Origin of the sequence: Phycicoccus sp. M110.8 (assembly GCF_032464895.1) — a bacterium.
Classification (GTDB): domain Bacteria; phylum Actinomycetota; class Actinomycetes; order Actinomycetales; family Dermatophilaceae; genus Pedococcus.
The window spans coordinates 122,429-138,901 of record NZ_JAWDIC010000005.1; the positions used below are offsets into that span (position 1 = coordinate 122,429).

The following is a 16,473-nucleotide window of genomic DNA, read 5'->3' on the forward strand; positions in this document are numbered from 1 at the left end:
CGTCCGCCCAGCCCCGCTGGTTAGCCTGTCGTCCATGGCCACCGTCCTCGATGCGATCGTCGCCGGCGTGCGCGAGGACCTCGCGGCACGCGTGGCAGCGACCCCTCGGGACGTCGTCGAGCGTCTCGCCTCCGACGTCCCCGCCGCCCTCGACGCCGAGTCGGCCCTGCGCCGTCCCGGCCTGTCGCTCATCGCGGAGGTCAAGCGGTCCAGCCCGAGCAAGGGCGAGCTGGCCACCATCGCCGACCCGGCCGCCCTGGCCGCCGACTACGAGGCGGGTGGGGCCACGGCGGTGAGCGTGCTGACCGAGCAGCGCCGTTTCGGCGGGTCGCTGGCCGACCTCGACGCCGTCCGAGCCGCCGTGGGGATCCCCGTGCTGCGCAAGGACTTCATGGTCGAGGACTACCAGCTGTTCGAGGCCCGCGCGCACGGCGCCGACATCATCCTGCTCATCGTGGCGGCACTGCCGCAGGCCGACCTGGTGCGCATGCACGCCCTGGCGCGCGAGCTCGGCATGACCGCCCTCGTGGAGGTCCACGACGAGGACGAGACCCGTCGCGCGCTCGACGCCGGCGCCACCGTCGTGGGGGTCAACGCCCGCAACCTCAAGACCCTGGACGTCGACCCCGACACGTTCGGCCGCCTCGCCGGCCTCGTCCCGGACGGCGTCGTCCGGGTCGCGGAGTCCGGCGTCTCCGGCCCGCAGGACGCGGCCCGCTACGCAGCCGAGGGGGCTGACGCCGTCCTCGTCGGCGAGGCGCTGGTCCGCGGCGCCGACCCCCGCCGGGCCGCGCACGACATCATCACCGCCGGCGCGCCGGCGTGACCGCGACGGAGGAGACCTCGTGACGGACCTCAGACCCCACCCCGTGCTGCGGCCGGGCCGCTTCGGCGACTTCGGCGGCCGCTACGTCCCCGAGGCGCTCATCCCCGCGCTGGAGGAGCTCGACGAGGCCCGTCGCAAGGCGATGGTCGACCCCGGGTTCCTCGGCGAGCTCGAGCGGCTGCACCGCACGTACACCGGTCGCCCGAGCATCATCACCGAGGTGCCCCGGTTCGCCGAGCACGCCGGCGGTGCCCGGGTCATCCTCAAGCGCGAGGACCTCAACCACACCGGCTCGCACAAGATCAACAACGTCCTGGCCCAGGCCCTGCTCACCATGCGCATGGGGAAGACCCGCGTCATCGCCGAGACCGGTGCCGGCCAGCACGGCGTCGCCACGGCCACGGCTGCGGCGCTCATGGGGCTCGAGTGCGTCATCTACATGGGCAAGGTCGACACCGAGCGGCAGGCGCTCAACGTCGCCCGCATGCGGATGCTCGGGGCCGAGGTGCACGCGGTCGACACCGGCAGCGCCACCCTCAAGGACGCCATCAACGAGGCGATGCGCGACTGGGTGACCAACGTCGGTCACACCCACTACATCCTGGGCACCGTCACGGGTCCCCACCCGTTCCCGGAGATGGTCCGCGACTTCCACCGCATCATCGGCGTCGAGGCGCGGGCGCAGGTGCTCGACAGCGTGGGCCGGCTGCCCGACGCCGTGCTTGCCTGCGTCGGCGGCGGCTCGAACGCCATGGGCATCTTCCACCGGTTCCTCGACGACGCCGACGTGCGCCTGATCGGCATCGAGGCCGGGGGAGAGGGCATCGAGGGCGGGCGCCACGCTGCCCGGTTCGCCGCGAGCTCGCCCGGGGTGCTGCACGGGACGTTCAGCTACCTCATGCAGGACGACGACGGCCAGACGCTGGAGTCGCACTCGATCTCGGCCGGGCTCGACTACCCCAGCGTGGGTCCCGAGCACGCCTACCTGCGCGACACCGGCCGCGCGGAGTACCGCTACGCCACCGACGAGCAGGCGATGCGCGCGTTCGAGCTGCTCTGCCGCACCGAGGGCATCATCCCGGCGATCGAGTCCGCCCACGCCCTCGCCGGGGCGATCGAGGTCGGCCGCGAGCTCGGCCCCGACGCCGTGCTGCTCGTCAACCTCTCGGGCCGCGGCGACAAGGACATGCACACGGCCGCGGAGTACTTCGGCCTCATCGACGGCGACGCGGTCCCGAGCGGCACGGCCGACGAGCCGCGCGCCGAGGGCGACGGGAGGACCCAGCTGTGAGCACGACCACCGACATCGGGGTGGGCGGGGTCCTGGCCCGCTGCCGCGAGGAGAACCGCGCAGCCCTCGTCGGCTACCTGCCCGTCGGCTTCCCGTCGGTCGAGGGCTCGGTCGCCGCGATGGTGGCGATGGTCGAGGCCGGCGTCGACATCGTCGAGGTGGGCATCCCCTACAGCGACCCGCTCATGGACGGGCCCACCATCGCGTATGCCGCCGACCAGGCCCTCAAGCACGGGGTCCACGTCCGCGACGTCTTCACCGCGACCCGCGCGGTGCGCGACGCCGGGGCGCCCCCGCTGGTCATGTCGTACTGGAACCTCGTGCTCAAGCACGGCCCCCGGCGCTTCGCCCAGGACCTCGCGGCCGCCGGCGGCGCCGGCATGATCACCCCCGACCTCATCCCGGACGAGGCCGGCGAGTGGATCGCCGCCAGCGACGAGACGGGGCTCGACCGCGTCTTCCTGGTCGCCCCCAGCTCCACCCCCGAGCGCATCGCGGCGGTCACCGACCAGTGCCGTGGCTTCGTCTACGCCGTGTCGCACATGGGCGTCACCGGTGCCCGCACGGCCATGGGGGACGCTGCCCGGGTCGTCGTGGAGCGGACCAAGGCCGTCACGGACAAGCCGGTGTGCGTCGGCCTCGGTGTCTCCGGCGGCGCGCAGGCGGCGGAGGTCGCGGCATACGCGGACGGTGTCATCGTGGGCTCCGCCCTCGTGCGGTGCCTCACGGACGCACCCGACGAGCAGTCCGGCATCGAGGCCCTCCGGTCCCTGGTCGGCGAGCTCGCCGAAGGCGTGCGGAGCGGGCGCTGAGATGACGACCCGCACGTGGCGCGACTGGGTGGGGCTCGTGGCCCGTGTGGTCCTCGGCGTGGTGCTGGTCGTCGCCGGGGGGCTCAAGGTCGGCCACCTCGAGACCTCGGCCCGGTCGGTTCGCGCCTACCAGCTGCTGCCGTACGACGTGGCCGGCTACGTCGGGTACGCCCTGCCGGTGCTCGAGATCGCCGTGGGACTGCTGCTCGTCGTGGGCCTGCTGACGCGTGGCTCGGCCGTGGTGGGCGGGATCCTCATGGTCGTCTTCATCGCTGGGATCTCCTCGGCGTGGGCGCGTGGCCTGTCCATCGACTGCGGCTGTTTCGGCAAGGGGGGAACCATCGGAGCCTCCCAGACGCAGTACCCCCAGGAGATCGCGCGCGACATCGGGCTGCTGGCCTGCGCGGCGTGGCTGGCCGTCCGCCCCCGGACGGCCCTCGCGCTCGACGGCTGGCTGTTCCCGCACCCCGCCGCCGTGGCCCGCCCCGACGAGACCCTCGACCGAGAAGGACACCCGGCATGAGCAAGTCCACGGCCGACCGCAAGGCAGCCAGTCGCAAGGAGAAGGCGGCCGCCGCCGCGCCGAGCAGCAACAGCACGGCCAAGGTCGTCGTCGCCGTGGTGGTCGTGCTCCTCGTGGTGGCGGGCGTCGTCACGGCCATCACGCTCGGCAGCTCGGACAAGAAGGCCGCGACCACCGCCGGCGGCTCGGCCCTGCCGAAGAACGTCGCCGCGATGGGCGCCGGCATCGTCGTGAACCCCGGCGCCCCGGCGAGCGTCCCGACCCTGGACCTCTACGAGGACTTCCAGTGCCCGGTGTGCGCCCGCTTCGAGGAGATCTTCGGCCTGCAGATCAAGGACATGGTCCAGGCGAACCAGGTCAAGCTCATCGCGCACCCGCTGTCGTTCCTGGACAACAACCTCAGCAACGACTCCTCCAACCGTGCTGCCAACGCCGCAGCCTGCGCGGCCGACGACGACAAGTTCCTGCAGTACCACGCCGCGACCTTCCAGGGGCAGCCGACGCAGGAGGGTGCGGGCTACAGCGACGCGGCCCTCAAGGACTTCGCGACCAAGGCCGGCATCACTGGCGCGGCCATGACGACGTGGGAGAAGTGCTACGCCGACAAGACGCACAACCAGTGGGTGGAGTCGGTGCAGACGCAGTCCGAGAAGGACGGCGTCAACGGCACCCCCACGGTCAAGCTGAACGGCCAGACGCTCGACCTGACCGGCCTGACCCAGCAGGCGTTCGCCGACAAGGTGAAGGCCGCGACCAAGTGACGACGGCACTGGTGGCCGCCCTGGCGCCGGCCGTGTCGGCGGGACTCCCGGCCAGCATCCCGAGCCCCACGTCGGGGGTCTGGCACCTCGGGCCGATCCCGATCCGCGCCTACGCCCTCTGCATCCTGGCCGGGATCGCGGTTGCGGTGTGGCTCACCGGTCGCCGCCTGCGCGACCGCGGCCACGCGGTCGAGATGGCCGTCGACATCTCGGCCTGGGCGGTCCCGTTCGGCATTGTCGGGGGACGCCTCTACCACGTCATCACCACGCCCGACCCCTACTTCGGCGAGGGCGGCCACCCCCTCCACGCGTTCTTCATCTGGCAGGGCGGCCTCGGCATCTGGGGCGCGATCGCGCTCGGCACGCTGGGCGCCTGGATCGGCGCCCGGCGCCACGGCGTCCCGCTGATGGACTTCGCCGACGCCGCCGTGCCCGGGGTCGCCGTGGCGCAGGCCCTCGGCCGGTGGGGCAACTGGTTCAACAACGAGCTCTACGGCCGGCGCACCGACGTCCCGTGGAAGCTGGAGATCCACTGCTGGGACCAGGCGGCCGGGCACGCCACGACCTGTCCCGGCAGCTCGAGCACCGTCCTCGGGTACTTCCACCCGACCTTCCTCTACGAGTCCCTCTTCTGCCTCGTCCTCGCGCTCGTGCTCGTGCTCGTCGACCGCCGGTTCCGCCTGCGCCGGGGCCAGCTCTTCGGCCTCTACGTCGCGGGGTATCCCCTCGGGCGCATCGTCGTCGAGCTGATGCGCTCCGACGAGGCCCACAGGATCCTGGGCCAGCGCGTCAACGTGTGGACGAGCATCCTCGTCTTCCTGCTCGGCCTGGCGATCGTCTGGGCCAACCGGGACCGCCCGGTCGCCCTGCCGGACCGGGACGCCCACGGCGCTCCGCAGGCTCCGGAACCCAGCGTGACGTCTCACCATACGGAATGAGACGGCTCACATAGCGGAACGGCGAGCACGCGGGCTATCCTGCTTGCGCCGTGGCCAAGGCCGTCCACGCGCGTGCCCCGTGCGCCCTTGCGAGGGTTGTGCACACGCCCTACGACCCCCGAGGACGGTGACCCGCCCGTGTCCGACACGCGCTTCTCCGCCCAGCCCGCCGACACCGGGCTCTACCGCCGTGAGTTCGAGCACGACGCCTGTGGCGTCGCGCTCGTGGCGACGATGCGGGGCAGTGCAGGTCACGACATCGTCGACCACGCCCTGACCGCCCTGCGCAACCTCGAGCACCGGGGCGCCACCGGCGCCGACCCGCTCGTGGGCGACGGGGCCGGCATCCTCACGCAGGTCCCGGACGCCTTCTTCCGGGCCGTCGTCGACTTCGACCTCCCGGTCGGCGGGGCGTATGCCGTGGGCACCGCCTTCCTGCCCCAGGACGAGGCCGAGCGCGCCGCTGCCGTCGAGCGGATCGAGCAGATCGCCCGCGAGGAGGGCCTCAACGTCCTCGGCTGGCGCGACGTGCCGATCTCCGCGGAGCTCGTCGGCCAGGTCGCGCGCGACTGCATGCCGCACTTCCGGCAGCTGTTCGTCAGCGCCGCCGTCGGGCGCATGGTCGGACTCGGCCTGGACCGGCTCGCCTTCTGCCTGCGCAAGCGGGCCGAGCGCGAGACCGAGGTCTACTTCCCGTCGCTGTCGTGCCGGACCATCGTCTACAAGGGCATGCTCACGACCGGGCAGCTCGAGCCGTTCTTCCCCGACCTGTCCGACCGCCGGTTCGAGACCCAGCTGGCGCTGGTGCACTCCCGGTTCTCCACCAACACCTTCCCGTCGTGGCCGCTGGCCCACCCGTACCGCCTGATCGCCCACAACGGCGAGATCAACACGGTCAAGGGCAACCGCAACTGGATGCGCGCCCGCGAGAGCCAGCTCGTCTCCGACGTCATCCCCGGCGACCTCGACCGGCTGTTCCCGATCTGCACCCCCGGTGCGTCGGACTCCGCGTCCTTCGACGAGGTCCTCGAGCTGCTGCACCTCGGCGGCCGTTCGCTGCCGCACGCAGTCCTCATGATGATCCCCGAGGCGTGGGAGAACCACGAGGAGATGGACCCGGCCCGACGGGCCTTCTACGAGTTCCACTCCACCTTCATGGAGCCGTGGGACGGGCCCGCCGCGGTGACGTTCACGGACGGCTCGCTCATCGGAGCCGTGCTCGACCGCAACGGCCTGCGCCCCGGTCGCTACTCGGTCACCGACGACGGCCTGGTCGTGCTCGCCTCCGAGGCCGGCGTGCTCGACCTCGACCCCAGCCGGGTGGTCCGCAAGGGCCGGCTGCAGCCGGGCCGGATGTTCCTCGTCGACACCGAGCACGGCCGGATCGTGTCCGACGAGGAGATCAAGTCCTCCCTCGCGGCGCAGCAGCCCTACGAGGAGTGGCTGCACGCGGGCCTGATCCACCTCGACGACCTGCCCGAGCGCGAGCACATCGTGCACACGGCCGCCTCGGTCGCCCGGCGCCAGCAGACCTTCGGCTACACCCAGGAGGAGCTCAAGGTCCTCCTGTCGCCGATGGCCCGCAGCGGCGCCGAGGCGCTGGGCTCGATGGGCACCGACACGCCCATCGCCGTCCTGTCCGACCGCCCGCGGCTGATCTTCGACTACTTCACGCAGCTGTTCGCGCAGGTGACGAACCCGCCGCTGGATGCCATCCGCGAGGAGCTCGTCACCTCGCTCGGGACGGTCATCGGTCCTGAGGGCAACGCCCTGACCGCCACGCCGGCGCACGCGCGCCAGGTCGTCCTGCCGTTCCCGGTGATCGACAACGACGCCCTGGCCAAGATCGTCCACATCAACGCCGACGGTGACCTGCCCGGCTACGCCACCCACGTGGTGCGCGGCCTGTACGACGTCTCCGGCGGTGCGGCGGCGCTCGAGGCGCGGCTGGAGGAGATCTTCGCCGAGGTGTCGCAGGCCATCGCCGAGGGCACCCGGTTCATCGTGCTGTCCGACCGCGACTCCGGCCGCGACCTGGCGCCCATCCCGTCGCTGCTGCTCACCTCGGCCGTCCACCACCACCTGATCCGCGAGAAGACCCGCACCCTGGTCGGGCTCGTCGTCGAGGCCGGTGACGTGCGCGAGGTGCACCACGTCGCCCTGCTCATCGGGTACGGCGCCGCGGCGGTCAACCCCTACCTGGCGATGGAGTCGGTCGAGGACCTCGTCCGCTCCGGCCACATCACCGGCGTCACCCCGGACAAGGCCGTCGCGAACCTCATCAAGGCGCTCGGCAAGGGCGTCCTGAAGGTGATGTCCAAGATGGGCATCTCGACCGTGGCGTCCTACCGCGGCGCCCAGGTGTTCGAGGCCATCGGCCTGTCCCAGGAGCTCGTCGACCGCTACTTCACCGGCACCGTGTCCCAGCTCGGCGGCATCGGCCTCGACGTCGTCGCCGCGGAGACGGCGGCGCGGCACGCCGCGGCATACCCGCCGGACGGCGTCCGCCTCCCGCACCGCAAGCTCACCGTCGGTGGCGAGTACCAGTGGCGCCGCGAGGGCGAGCCGCACCTGTTCGACCCCGAGACCGTCTTCCGGCTGCAGCACTCGACCCGGCAGCGCCGGTACGACGTGTTCAAGCAGTACACCCAGCGCGTGGACGAGCAGTCCGAGCGGCTGATGACGCTGCGCGGCCTGTTCGAGTTCACCTCATCGCCCGACCGTCCCCCGGTGCCGATCGAGGAGGTCGAGCCGGTCAGCGAGATCGTCAAGCGGTTCTCCACCGGCGCGATGTCGTACGGCTCGATCAGCCAGGAGGCGCACGAGACGCTCGCGGTCGCGATGAACCGTCTGGGCGCCCGCTCGAACACCGGTGAGGGTGGCGAGGACGTCGACCGGCTGCTCGACGACGAGCGGCGCTCGGTGATCAAGCAGGTCGCGTCGGGTCGCTTCGGTGTCACCTCGCTCTACCTCACCAAGTCCGGCGACATCCAGATCAAGATGGCGCAGGGTGCCAAGCCCGGTGAGGGCGGACAGCTGCCCGGCCACAAGGTCTACCCGTGGGTGGCCAGGACGCGGCACTCGACGCCGGGCGTCGGGCTCATCAGCCCGCCCCCGCACCACGACATCTACTCGATCGAGGACCTCGCCCAGCTCATCCACGACCTCAAGAACGCCAACCCCGAGGCGCGGATCCACGTCAAGCTGGTCTCCGAGATCGGTGTCGGCACGGTCGCGGCCGGTGTCTCCAAGGCGCACTCGGACGTCGTGCTCATCTCCGGCCACGACGGCGGCACCGGCGCCTCGCCGCTGACCTCGCTCAAGCACGCCGGTGGCCCGTGGGAGATCGGCCTCGCCGAGACCCAGCAGACGCTGGTGCTCAACAGCCTGCGTGACCGGATCGTGGTGCAGTGCGACGGCCAGCTCAAGACCGGCCGTGACGTCGTCATCGCGGCGCTGCTCGGCGCCGAGGAGTTCGGCTTCGCGACGGCCCCGCTCGTCGTGAGCGGCTGCGTCATGATGCGCGTCTGCCACCTCGACACCTGCCCCGTCGGCATCGCCACGCAGAACCCCGAGCTGCGGGCCCGGTTCTCCGGCAAGCCCGAGTTCGTGCAGACGTTCTTCGAGTACATCGCCGAGGAGGTGCGCGAGCACCTCGCCGCGCTGGGCTTCCGGACCCTCGAGGAGGCCATCGGCCAGGTGGGCGCCATCGACGCCACGAAGGCCGTCAACCACTGGAAGGCCGCCGGGCTCGACCTGTCGCCGATCTTCGCCGACGTCCAGAGCCCCGACGGCGCGGCCCGGCGCAACACGACCGGCCAGGACCACGGGCTGGAGAAGGCGCTCGACCACAGCCTCATCGCGATCGCCCGCGAGGCGATCACCGACGGCACGCCCGTCACCGGCGAGGTCGCGGTCCGCAACGTCAACCGCACCGTCGGCACCCTGCTCGGCCACGAGGTCACCAAGGCCCACCCCGAGGGGCTGCCCGACGGCACGATCGACCTCACCCTCACCGGGTCGGCCGGCCAGTCCCTGGGCGCGTTCCTGCCCCGCGGGGTCACCCTGCGCCTGCTGGGCGACGCCAACGACTACGTCGGCAAGGGCCTGTCGGGCGGACGTGTCGTCGTCCGGCCCGACCGGGGCGCGCCGCTGCAGGCCGAGGCGAACGTCATCGCCGGCAACGTCATCGGCTACGGCGCCACCACCGGCGAGCTGTTCCTGCGCGGGATGGTCGGCGAGCGGTTCTGCGTCCGCAACTCCGGCGCGACCGCCGTCGTCGAGGGCGTGGGCGACCACGGCTGCGAGTACATGACCGGCGGGACCGTCCTCGTGCTCGGCCCGACCGGGCGCAACTTCGCGGCCGGCATGTCCGGGGGAGTGGCGTACGTCCTCGACCTCGACCGCGACCGCGTCAACCCCGAGCTCGTCGACGTCGGCCCACTGCGCCCCGACGACGAGACGACCGTCCGCGACCTGCTGCAGCGCCACCTCGACTGGACCGAGTCGGCCGTGGCGGCACACCTGCTGCAGGAGTGGGAGACCGCGAAGGAGAGGTTCAGCCTGGTGCTGCCCCGCGACTACCAGCGCGTCCTGGACGTGCGCACCGCCGCCGAGGCGGAAGGACTCGACGTCAACGGCCCCGAGGTGTGGGAGCGGATCATGGAGGCCTCCCGTGGCTGACCCCCAGGGCTTCCTGAAGACCCGTGAGCGCGAGCTGCCCGCCCGTCGGCCCGTCCCGGTCCGCATCAAGGACTGGAAGGAGGTCTACGAGGAGCAGGAGCTCGGCCAGCTCCAGCGCCAGGCCGGTCGCTGCATGGACTGCGGCATCCCGTTCTGCCACAGCGGCTGCCCGCTGGGCAACCTCATCCCCGAGTGGAACGACCTCGCATGGCGTGGTGACTGGCGCGAGGCGATCGAGCGGCTGCACGCGACCAACAACTTCCCGGAGTTCACCGGTCGCCTGTGCCCGGCTCCCTGCGAGACCGCCTGCGTGCTCGGCATCAACCAGCCGGCCGTCACGATCAAGCAGGTCGAGGTCACGACGATCGAGCGTGCCTTCGACTCCGGGTACGTCCAGCCGCAGCCGCCCGAGCGGCTCTCCGGCAAGACGGTCGCGGTCGTCGGGTCCGGCCCGGCCGGTCTCGCCGCTGCCCAGCAGCTGACCCGCGCCGGCCACACCGTCGCGGTCTTCGAGCGCGCGGACAAGCCCGGTGGCCTGCTGCGGTACGGCATCCCCGAGTTCAAGATGGAGAAGTCGGTCCTCGACCGGCGCATCGCCCAGATGGAGGCCGAGGGCACCCGCTTCCGCAGCGGTGTCAACGTCGGCGAGGACGTCACCGGCAAGCAGCTGCGCGACCGGTACGACGCCGTCGTCCTGGCCGTCGGCGCCACCGTGCCGCGCGACCTGCCGGTGCCCGGTCGCGAGCTCGACGGCGTCATGCAGGCCATGGACTTCCTGCCGCCGGCGAACCGTGCCGCGCTCGGCGAGGAGGTCGAGGGACAGGTCACGGCCGAGGGCAAGGACGTCATCGTCATCGGCGGTGGCGACACCGGCGCAGACTGCATCGGCACCTCGCACCGCCAGGGTGCGCGGTCGGTCACGAGCCTGGAGATCATGCCGCGGCCGGGTGAGGAGCGGGTGGCCGGCCAGCCCTGGCCGACCTACCCGATGCTCTTCCGCGTCGCCTCCGCGCACGAGGAGGGTGGCGAGCGGCTGTATGCCGCCTCCACCAAGGAGATCCTCGGCGAGGACGGCAAGGTCAGCGGCATCCGCCTGGTCGACGTCACCATGCAGGACGGCCGGTTCGTCGAGGTCGAGGGCACCGAGCGCGTGCTCCCGGCGCAGCTGATCCTGCTGGCGATGGGCTTCCTCGGACCGCAGGGTCCGGGCGTCGTCGAGCAGCTCGAGGTCGAGCTCGACGAGCGCTCGAACGTCAAGCGCGACAAGGACTACATGACGTCGGTGCCGGGCGTGTTCGTCGCCGGTGACGCCGGGCGCGGGCAGTCGCTCATCGTGTGGGCGATCGCCGAGGGCCGGTCCGCCGCTGCCGGGGTCGACCGGTACCTCACCGGTTCAACCGCCCTGCCGCGGCCGATCAACCCGAACGACCGCCCCCTCGTCGTCTGAGCGACCTCCCGGTCACCCTCCGGGTCTGTCCGGAGGGTGACCGGGGTCACGTGCGTCCCGGGGCGCCCGATAAGGTCGACGTATGCGTCGCGCCAAGATCGTGTGCACCCTCGGCCCGGCCGTCTCCACCCCCGAGAAGATCCGCGAGCTGGTCGACGCGGGGATGGACGTGGCCCGGCTCAACCTCTCGCACGGCGAGTACGCCGAGCACGAGCGGATCTACAAGGAGATCCGACGGGCGAGCGACGAGACCGGCCACGCGGTCGGGGTCCTCGTCGACCTCCAGGGCCCCAAGATCCGCACCGGCCGGTTCAGCTCGGGCCCGGTCTCGCTCGCGAACGGCGACACGTTCACCATCACCACCCGCGAGGTCGACGGCACCCAGGACGAGGTCGGCACCACGTACAAGGGGCTGCCCGGTGACGTCCGCCCCGGCGACGTCCTCCTGATCGACGACGGCAAGGTGGCGCTGCAGGCCACCGAGGTGACCGACACCGACGTGCGCTGCACCGTCACCGTCGGCGGCACGGTGTCCAACAACAAGGGCATCAACCTCCCCGGCGTGGCCGTGTCCGTCCCCGCGCTGTCCGAGAAGGACAAGGAGGACCTGCGCTGGGCCTTGCGGCTGCGCGCCGACATGATCGCGCTGTCCTTCGTGCGGTCCGCCGCCGACCTCGACGACGTCTACGAGGTCATGGACGAGGTCGGGGTCCGGCTGCCGGTCATCGCCAAGATCGAGAAGCCGCAGGCGGTCGAGGCGCTCACCGAGATCATCCAGGCCTTCGACGGCGTCATGGTCGCCCGCGGTGACCTCGGCGTCGAGCTGCCGCTCGAGGACGTCCCGATCGTGCAGAAGCGCGCCATCGAGATTGCCCGCCGCCAGGCCAAGCCGGTCATCGTCGCCACCCAGGTGCTCGAGTCGATGATCGAGAACCCGCGCCCCACCCGGGCCGAGGCCTCCGACGCCGCCAACGCCGTCCTCGACGGCGCGGACGCGCTCATGCTGTCGGGCGAGACGAGCGTCGGCGCCTACGCCATCGAGGCCGTCCGCACCATGGCCCGCATCATCGAGAGCACCGAGGAGCACGGGCTCGAGCGGATCCCGCCGCTCGGCACCCAGCCGCACACCATGGGCGGCGCCGTGTCCCGCGCGGCTGTCGAGATCGGCGACCTGCTCGGGGCCAAGTTCCTCATCACCTTCACCCAGTCCGGCGACACGGCCAAGCGCATGTCGCGCATGCGGCCCCGCATCCCCATGCTCGCCTTCACGCCCGAGCAGCACACCCGGTCGCGGCTGGCCCTGGCCTGGGGCATCGAGACCTTCCTCGTGCCGATGGCGCGGCACACCGACCAGATGGCCCTGCAGGTCGACCGGTCCCTGCTCGCCGAGGGGCGCGCCCAGGAGGGCGACCTCGTCATCCTCGTGGCGGGCTCCCCGCCCGGCATCCCCGGGTCCACGAACGCCCTGCGCGTGCACAAGATGGGCGACGCGGTCAACGGTGTGGCCCCGGCATACGAGGACCTCAACGAGCTCTGAGGCACGCGCCGGGGTGGCCCGGTGCGGCCGCGCGCCTTTGTATGCTGTGCGCGCGCCTGCGGGCGCCCGTGCCGGCTGCGGATGCCGGCCCGGCCGGAGTGGTGGAATGGCAGACACGGGGCACTCAAAATGCTCTGCCCGCAAGGGCGTGGGGGTTCGAGTCCCCCCTTCGGCACCGCGACCGCACCCCGCCCCGACCGGGCGGGGTGCGCTGCGTTCTGCTGGACTGGGCTGGTGAACAGAGGGCGGCCCGTGTTCGTGCTGCACGAGCACCAGCGACCGCGGCACCACTTCGACCTGCGGCTCGAGCAGGACGGCGTGCTGCGGTCCTGGGCCGTGCCCAGGGGCCTGCCCACGCGCCCCGGCGCAGACCGGCTCGCGGTCCCCGTCGACGACCACGACCTGGGGCACGCGACCTACGAGGACGCCACGAAGTCCATCGCCGACACGGGCTGGTGGGAGCTGGAGGACCGGGACGAGCGGCGGTTCGTCTTCGTGCTCCACGGTCGCGGCGGCGCGCGCCGGTACGCACTCATCAGCACCGGGCAGGGCGCACTGCTGCACCTGCTCAAGGACCAGCCCACCGACCAGGCGGCCGACCAACCAGCCGACGAGTCGGACCCGGCCTAGGTCCAGCCGGTCGTGTGCACGGCGCACCGGCCCGGGGTGTGGGTGCTGCGCCGCCGGACGGCCGTCCGGACCGCCCAGCGCACGCGCCGGCGCGCCAGCAGCAGGACCACTCCGAGCCACAGGGCGATCGCCCACCCGCGTGGGCCGACTGGCGGGTCCGGCGGGGGAGGGTAGCCACCGTCGTCGAGCCCCGCCGCCTGCTCGAAGTGGTTCTCCGACCCGGGGTAGAGGGTGTCGTCGACGAGGTAGAGCACCGGCAGCAGCGCGATGCCGCCGAGGATGCTGCACACGGCCCACTGGTCGACGTGCCGCGACTCGTGCAGGGCGAGCTCGCGTGCCCGCACCGGGTTGATCCGGGGCTCGGGGGAGGCGAGGAACACCTCGCCGACCATGCTCCCGGCCTTGTGCTCGGCCTGGGGCACGAACGCCAGGGTGATCGGTGGGTCCCCGACGCTGCACAGGCCCCGTCCACGGAGCTCGACGAAGCCCAGGGCGAGGCCGCTCACCGGCGCAGTCATCACCGACCGGAGGGTGGCCCAGGCAGCGGGCCGGCTGGGCGCCCTGGGGTCGATGACCCGCCGGCCCTCGGCGATCGACGTGTCGGCCACGCAGGCCGGCAGCTCCCGGGCCCGCTGTGACACCCGCAGCCCGAACCCGCCCACCGACAGCACGGCGAGGACGACCATCCCGGCGAGCAGTCGCCGGTGCCGGCGCTGGCACAGCTCGCAGGCCAGCACCCGGCGAGGTCGCAGGAAGCGGGTGCGGGGCAGCACGAGGAACAGCCCGACGAGCCCGCCGCCGAGGAAGGCGACCACCGCCCAGACGACGCGCATCGCGGCAGAGGTCGGCCGGTGGCGGGGACGGGGGAAGTCGCCCACTGGCCCTCCAGGGTCCGGGCCCGGGGTCCGGGGCGTGCCCGGGCCGGGCGGTGGGGCCGGCGTCGCCGGTCGGCGCCATTCTCGCGCGGACCCGACCCCACCAGCCAGACCCGACCCGGAACCCCGGGCACATGCACCCGCAACGTGCCGTTAACGCGCGTCATCTAGGGTTGTCCGGGTGAGCGAGACCCAGGCACAGACGCCCGCCGAGGACACCGCGGCCCCGACCGCCCTGCGCATCCTGGTCGCGGAGGACGAGGCCCTGATCCGCCTCGACCTGGCCGAGATGCTGACCGAGGCCGGCTACGAGGTCGTCGGCCAGGCCAGCAACGGCGAGCAGGCGGTGGAGATGGCCACCGAGCTGCAGCCCGACCTGGCCATCATGGACGTCAAGATGCCGGTCATGGACGGCATCACTGCCGCCGAGCAGATCGGCGCCGCCCGGATCTGCCCGGTCGTCATGCTCACCGCCTTCAGCCAGACCGAGCTCGTCGAGCGGGCGCGCGACGCCGGCGTCATGGCGTACATCGTCAAGCCGTTCACCGCGAGCGACCTCGGCCCTGCCATCGACATCGCCCGCCACCGCTGGACCGAGGTCAAGGCCCTCGAGCAGGAGATCGCCGACCTCGGCGAGCGGCTGGAGACGCGCAAGGCCGTCGACCGGGCCAAGGGGATCCTGCAGAAGAAGCTCAAGATCAGCGAGGCCGAGGCGTTCCGCTGGATCCAGAAGACGGCCATGGACCGCCGCCTGGGCATGCGCGAGGTCGCCGACGCCGTCATCACGGGGATGGACAAGGCCTGAGCGTGGCGGTCACGGTCCGCGCCGCCACTGCCGACGACGCCGAGACGCTGCACGTCGTGGCCGCTGCCACGTTCGCGCTCGCCTGCCCGCCGCACGTCACGCCGGAGTCGGTGGCCACGTTCGTCGCAGACGTCCTGTCGGTTGACTGCTTCCGGCGCTACCTCGCCGACCCGGCGCGGAACCTGTTCCTCGCCGAGGACGAGGAGCAGCCCGCGGGCTACGCGATGCTCGTGGCCGGCGAGCCTGCGGACGGGGACGTCCGGGCGGCGCTGCGGCTGCGACCCACCGCCGAGCTGTCGAAGATCTACGTCGTGCCCGGCCACCACGGGGCAGGAGTGAGCCGGCTGCTCATGGACGCGGCGCTCGACTCGGCGGGTCGTCGCGGGGCGGTCGGCGTGTGGCTCGGCGTCAACCAGCTCAACGAGCGTGCGCAGCGGTTCTACCGCAAGAGCGGCTTCGAGCAGGTCGGCACCAAGCGCTTCCTCGTGGGGGACCGGTACGAGGACGACTACGTGTTCGAGCGGCCGCTGTGAGCTGCTGCCGGGCCCGAGCGGGGGCCGTCAACAATGGTTGCCGAACGCAATCTCATCCATCCGGACGATTGTTGAAACCGCACCCTTTCCCGAGAGTCGTCAGTGGGCCTAGAGTCCTCCTTCGGGTGCCCGACCGGGTGCCTGACATCGGTCGGGGGGGCCGAGCCTGCAGGAGCTTGACCAACGACCTTGGAGGAGTCTTGTGAGCCGTCCCTCGATCAGCGTGAAGCGTGTGGGTCAGGACGAGGAGCGATCCTTCGCCGAGCTCTGGATGGCGTCGAGGGTCGAGGCCGGGGTGAGCCCGGAGGTCGCGTCCCGCGCCGCCTCCGAGGGGCGGATCACCGCAGCCCTGCACCGCGAGGACGTCCGGGCGTACGTCGCCCTCAGCGACGGGCAGGCCGTCGGCTTCGCCGTCGCCGCCACGAGCCCGTTCTCCGCGCTGACGGACGCGCCCTGCGTGACCATCGACCAGCTCTACGTGGCGCCTGAGCAGCGCAAGCACGGCGTGGCCCGGCAGCTGATGACCGCCGTGACCCTGTATGCCGACTCGCGCGGCTGCGAGCAGATCGGCTGCAACGTGCCGGCGCAGCACCGCGAGGCCAACCGGTTCTTCGCCCGCCTCGGCTTCAGCTCCCAGGTGGTGCGGCGGATCACGACGGTCTCGGCGCTGCGTCGCCGGCTCGGCACCGACGAGCGGCACCACGCCTCGCTCGAGCAGCTGCTGCACCGCCGCCGGTCGCTGCGGGCCAGGGCCCGCGCCACCGCCGGCAGCCGCCTCGCCGGCTGACCCACCCTTCGCGCAAAACAACGGT

14 protein-coding genes and 1 tRNA gene are annotated in these 16,473 nt (G+C 72.2%); 14 read left to right on the plus strand and 1 reads right to left on the minus strand.

The window, feature by feature from the left end; all coding sequences use genetic code 11:
- The first annotated feature begins 34 nt into the window (after positions 1-34).
- The 11 genes from trpC (at position 35) to RKE38_RS19000 (ending at position 13,448) form a co-directional block, all read left to right on the plus strand.
- Positions 35-826, plus strand: coding sequence for an indole-3-glycerol phosphate synthase TrpC (trpC, locus tag RKE38_RS18950; protein WP_316009032.1), 792 nt, complete (start codon positions 35-37; stop codon positions 824-826).
- A gap of 19 nt (positions 827-845) precedes the next feature.
- The gene (gene trpB / locus RKE38_RS18955) at positions 846-2,117 is read left to right on the plus strand and encodes a tryptophan synthase subunit beta (RefSeq protein WP_316009033.1); all 1,272 of its coding nucleotides are present in this window, start codon (positions 846-848) and stop codon (positions 2,115-2,117) included.
- A complete protein-coding gene (trpA, locus tag RKE38_RS18960; protein ID WP_316009034.1) occupies positions 2,114-2,929 on the plus strand; it encodes a tryptophan synthase subunit alpha in 816 nt (271 codons plus the stop codon). Before trpB ends, trpA begins: the two co-directional genes overlap by 4 nt.
- A 1-nt stretch (position 2,930) precedes the next feature.
- Positions 2,931-3,452 carry a MauE/DoxX family redox-associated membrane protein gene (locus RKE38_RS18965; RefSeq protein WP_316009035.1) on the plus strand — a complete coding sequence of 174 codons (522 nt, stop codon included), beginning with the start codon at positions 2,931-2,933 and terminating at the stop codon, positions 3,450-3,452.
- Positions 3,449-4,213, plus strand: coding sequence for a DsbA family protein (locus tag RKE38_RS18970; RefSeq protein WP_316009036.1), 765 nt, complete (start codon positions 3,449-3,451; stop codon positions 4,211-4,213). The genes RKE38_RS18965 and RKE38_RS18970 overlap by 4 nt, the downstream gene beginning before the upstream one ends.
- Positions 4,210-5,151, plus strand: a complete 942-nt coding sequence (gene lgt, locus RKE38_RS18975; RefSeq protein ID WP_316009037.1) for a prolipoprotein diacylglyceryl transferase — start codon at positions 4,210-4,212, stop codon at positions 5,149-5,151. Before RKE38_RS18970 ends, lgt begins: the two co-directional genes overlap by 4 nt.
- 138 nt (positions 5,152-5,289) lie before the next feature.
- Complete coding sequence (gene gltB, locus RKE38_RS18980; protein ID WP_316009038.1) at positions 5,290-9,834, plus strand: glutamate synthase large subunit; 4,545 nt, start codon at positions 5,290-5,292, stop codon at positions 9,832-9,834.
- Positions 9,827-11,281 (plus strand): glutamate synthase subunit beta, encoded by a 1,455-nt coding sequence (locus tag RKE38_RS18985; RefSeq protein WP_316009039.1) that lies wholly within the window; start codon positions 9,827-9,829, stop codon positions 11,279-11,281. Before gltB ends, RKE38_RS18985 begins: the two co-directional genes overlap by 8 nt.
- A gap of 82 nt (positions 11,282-11,363) precedes the next feature.
- Positions 11,364-12,818, plus strand: a complete 1,455-nt coding sequence (pyk, locus tag RKE38_RS18990; protein WP_316009040.1) for a pyruvate kinase — start codon at positions 11,364-11,366, stop codon at positions 12,816-12,818.
- A gap of 92 nt (positions 12,819-12,910) precedes the next feature.
- A tRNA-Leu gene (locus RKE38_RS18995) sits at positions 12,911-12,993 on the plus strand.
- 59 nt (positions 12,994-13,052) lie between these two features.
- Positions 13,053-13,448 (plus strand): DNA polymerase ligase N-terminal domain-containing protein, encoded by a 396-nt coding sequence (locus tag RKE38_RS19000; protein ID WP_316009041.1) that lies wholly within the window; start codon positions 13,053-13,055, stop codon positions 13,446-13,448.
- On the opposite strand, the gene RKE38_RS19005 is transcribed toward RKE38_RS19000, so the two are convergent.
- Positions 13,445-14,326 carry a hypothetical protein gene (locus RKE38_RS19005; protein ID WP_316009042.1) on the minus strand — a complete coding sequence of 294 codons (882 nt, stop codon included), beginning with the start codon at positions 14,324-14,326 and terminating at the stop codon, positions 13,445-13,447. The two genes, RKE38_RS19000 and RKE38_RS19005, sit on opposite strands and share 4 nt — an antisense overlap.
- Positions 14,327-14,504: 178 nt before the next feature.
- On the opposite strand from RKE38_RS19005, the gene RKE38_RS19010 reads away from it, so the two are divergent.
- From RKE38_RS19010 to RKE38_RS19020, 3 genes are all read left to right on the plus strand, one after another.
- Positions 14,505-15,128: an ANTAR domain-containing response regulator gene (locus tag RKE38_RS19010; RefSeq protein ID WP_316009043.1), complete on the plus strand. Its 624-nt coding sequence runs from the start codon at positions 14,505-14,507 to the stop codon at positions 15,126-15,128.
- A 2-nt stretch (positions 15,129-15,130) separates the two neighbouring features.
- Complete coding sequence (locus RKE38_RS19015) at positions 15,131-15,661, plus strand: GNAT family N-acetyltransferase (RefSeq protein WP_316009044.1); 531 nt, start codon at positions 15,131-15,133, stop codon at positions 15,659-15,661.
- A 232-nt stretch (positions 15,662-15,893) separates the two neighbouring features.
- Positions 15,894-16,448 (plus strand): GNAT family N-acetyltransferase, encoded by a 555-nt coding sequence (locus tag RKE38_RS19020; protein WP_316009045.1) that lies wholly within the window; start codon positions 15,894-15,896, stop codon positions 16,446-16,448.
- Positions 16,449-16,473 lie beyond the last annotated feature (25 nt).